The sequence below is a fragment of the Pseudomonas sp. NBRC 111140 genome, from assembly GCF_001320885.1.
Lineage (GTDB): Bacteria > Pseudomonadota > Gammaproteobacteria > Pseudomonadales > Pseudomonadaceae > Aquipseudomonas > Aquipseudomonas putida_P.
On record NZ_BCBQ01000180.1, the window covers coordinates 1 to 2,860 of the forward strand.

3 protein-coding genes and 3 tRNA genes are annotated in these 2,860 nt (G+C 57.4%); all 6 read left to right on the top strand.

The window, feature by feature from the left end; all coding sequences use genetic code 11:
- Nucleotides 1–160 precede the first annotated feature (160 nt).
- Nucleotides 161–1,120, top strand: a complete 960-nt coding sequence (gene birA / locus APH42_RS28665; RefSeq protein WP_012270228.1) for a bifunctional biotin--[acetyl-CoA-carboxylase] ligase/biotin operon repressor BirA — start codon at nucleotides 161–163, stop codon at nucleotides 1,118–1,120.
- Nucleotides 1,110–1,859, top strand: a complete 750-nt coding sequence (locus APH42_RS28670; protein ID WP_060494741.1) for a pantothenate kinase — start codon at nucleotides 1,110–1,112, stop codon at nucleotides 1,857–1,859. Before birA ends, APH42_RS28670 begins: the two co-directional genes overlap by 11 nt.
- Nucleotides 1,860–1,866: 7 nt before the next feature.
- Nucleotides 1,867–2,292 (top strand): hypothetical protein, encoded by a 426-nt coding sequence (locus APH42_RS28675; protein WP_012270230.1) that lies wholly within the window; start codon nucleotides 1,867–1,869, stop codon nucleotides 2,290–2,292.
- A 152-nt stretch (nucleotides 2,293–2,444) separates the two neighbouring features.
- Nucleotides 2,445–2,528 (top strand) — tRNA-Tyr (locus tag APH42_RS28680).
- A 24-nt stretch (nucleotides 2,529–2,552) separates the two neighbouring features.
- Nucleotides 2,553–2,626, top strand: a tRNA-Gly gene (locus APH42_RS28685).
- Between the two features lie 29 nt (nucleotides 2,627–2,655).
- Nucleotides 2,656–2,731, top strand: a tRNA-Thr gene (locus APH42_RS28690).
- Nucleotides 2,732–2,860: the final 129 nt, after the last annotated feature.

Consider the following 2,860-nt stretch of genomic DNA (forward strand, 5'->3'; position numbering starts at 1 on the left):
GGCGAAAAAATTCTGGCGCCTGTAGGAGCGGGCAAGCCTGCGACGCAGGCGACGCGGTGTTCGCGCCTGCATCTGCAAACGCTCCGGCGGCAGGCCCTTTTCCTATGCAAGCCAACAGCCCATGGCTATCATGCCTGCCTTATTCCAAGTCGAGACTGGCATGCTGAAGTTGTTGAATCTTCTCAAGGATGGCCGGTTCCATTCCGGAGAAGCTCTGGGGGAAGCCCTCGGGGTGAGTCGCAGCGCCGTTTGGAAACAGCTGCAGCACCTGGAAGGCGAGCTGAACCTCACCATTCACAAGGTTCGTGGGCGCGGCTATCAGCTGGCGACACCACTAGCTTTGCTCGAGGCTCAGGCAATAGCCGGCTTTGCCGAAAGCGAGCAGTGGCCGGTTTTCATCCATGAAAGCGTCGACTCGACCAATGCCGAAGGCTTGAGGCTTGCCAATCAGGGGCAGGCAGCGCCATTTGTGGTGCTGGCTGAGCGGCAGAGTGCCGGCCGCGGTCGACGTGGCCGCCAATGGGTCAGCCCATTTGCCGAGAACCTCTATTACAGCCTTGTCTTGCGTGTGGATGGCGGCATGCGCCAGCTCGAAGGCTTGAGCCTGGTGGTGGGGGTTGCGGTAATGCGCACTCTGCAGGCGTTCGGCGTAAAAGATGTAGGGCTCAAATGGCCCAACGACGTGTTGGTTCGCGGGCAGAAGATCACCGGTATTCTCCTGGAGCTGGTGGGTGATCCGGCCGACGTCTGTCATGTGGTACTGGGTATCGGTATCAATGTGAACATGCAGGCCAACGACCAGGTCGACCAGGAGTGGACCTCGATGCGACGTGAGGTGGGTGCGGCAATAGATCGCAACCACTTGGTAGCGTCGCTCAATCAGCAATTGCAGCATGAATTGGCACGTCATCGTCGCTATGGGTTTGCCGCATTCCAAGAGGAGTGGGAGCAGGCGCACCTTTGGCAAGGGCGCAATGTTTCACTGGTTGCCGGCAGTACGCGTATTGATGGCGTGGTTCTTGGCGTCGACGGGCAGGGCGGCTTGCGCCTTGAGGTGGACGGAGTTGAAAAGAGCTTCAGTGGTGGTGAGCTCAGTTTGAGGTTGCGTGATGATTCTTGAGCTCGACTGCGGTAACAGCTTCATCAAGTGGCGGGTAATTCATGCTGCTGACGCAGCGATTGAAGGTGGCGGGATCGTCGATTCCGATCAAGCGCTGCTGGCTGCAGTGGCGGCGCTGGCTTCAGTCCGTCTAACGGGCTGTCGTATTGTCAGTGTGCGCAGCGAGGAAGAAACCGATGCGCTTTGTGCGTTGATTGCCCAGGCTTTTGCCGTACAGGCGCGCGTTGCGCATCCGGCACAGAGCATGGCCGGTGTGCGCAACGGTTATGACGACTATCAGCGCCTGGGTATGGACCGTTGGCTGGCTGCGCTGGGTGCATTTCACCTGGCCGGGGGCGCGTGCCTGGTAATCGACCTGGGGACTGCCGCCAAAGCGGACTTTGTTGCTGCGGACGGCGAGCACCTGGGCGGCTACATCTGCCCGGGGATGCCCTTGATGCGCAGCCAGTTGCGTACTCACACCCGGCGTATCCGCTATGACGATGCTTCCGCTGAGCGTGCACTGACTAGCTTGTCACCGGGTCGCTCCACCGTCGAGGCGGTAGAGCGCGGTTGCGTGTTAATGCTTCAGGGCTTTGCCCGCACCCAGCTCGAGCAGGCACGCGCGCTGTGGGGGGAGGCATTCACAGTGTTCCTTACTGGCGGCGATGCACCGCTGGTGAGGGAGGCCGTACCGCAGGCGCGTGTCGTACCGGACCTGGTTTTCGTTGGCCTGGCCATGGCCTGCCCATTGGATTGAGGTGCCTATGCGTTGGTTGTTTCTGCTGTTACTGGTGCTTAACGTCTTCTATTACGTGTGGCATCAGCAGGAAGCACCGCTGAAGGTCAAGGAAGTCGCCCCACTGTCTCTGTACAAGGGGAATCAGCAAGAAATCCGTCTGTTACGTGAAACGGGTGTGTCGGCGCCAGCCAAGCGCCGTGATGAATGCCTGGTAGTGGGGGGAGTGGAGCAGCAGGAGCAGTTGGAAGCACTGCGCCAGCGCCTGCTGAGCCTGGATATTGCCACCCTGCCAGTGATGGGGCAGTTGCCTGGAGCGGATGGGCGTTGGCTCAAGGTGGCCCCGGAAAGCGAGCGTTTGCTGGACCAAACGGTACTCTCGGCTCTTTCCAATGATTTCAAAGACTTAAAACATAAAATTATTTTCTGCCAGGGTATTGCAACTGGCGAATAGCTTGATAGAATGGCGCCCGCTTCACAGGGAACACCACTCAGGTGGTAGAGCTGGAAGCGGTGTCAAAGCAGCTAAGTTTCAGATTTGATTGAAAAAATTTGAAAAAACGCTTGACACTAGGACGGCAGACAAATAGAATGCCGGCCACATCTGGAGGGATTCCCGAGCGGTCAAAGGGGACGGACTGTAAATCCGTTGCGAGAGCTTCGAAGGTTCGAATCCTTCTCCCTCCACCAGTTTTAGCGAGAGCCGCAAGCTCCGCGGGTATAGTTTAGTGGTAGAACCTCAGCCTTCCAAGCTGATGATGCGGGTTCGATTCCCGCTACCCGCTCCAAGTTTGCTGGGTTTTGCACAAAGTGTTTCGCTCTTGTAGCTCAGTTGGTAGAGCACACCCTTGGTAAGGGTGAGGTCAGCGGTTCAAGTCCGCTCAAGAGCTCCATATAAACAAGGCAGATATGAAAATATCTGCCTTTGTTTTATCAGCGCAAGACTATTTCTTCTGCGGAGGATTGTATCGATGGCTAAGGAAAAGTTTGATCGTTCCCTTCCCCACGTTAACGTCGGCACT

Excerpts from the sequence above, each read along its gene's own strand:
- birA (WP_012270228.1), top strand. The coding sequence starts at position 161 with ATGCTGAAGTTGTTGAATCTTCTCAAGGATGGCCGGTTCCATTCCGGA.
- APH42_RS28670 (WP_060494741.1), top strand. The coding sequence starts at position 1,110 with ATGATTCTTGAGCTCGACTGCGGTAACAGCTTCATCAAGTGGCGGGTA.
- APH42_RS28675 (WP_012270230.1), top strand. The coding sequence starts at position 1,867 with ATGCGTTGGTTGTTTCTGCTGTTACTGGTGCTTAACGTCTTCTATTAC.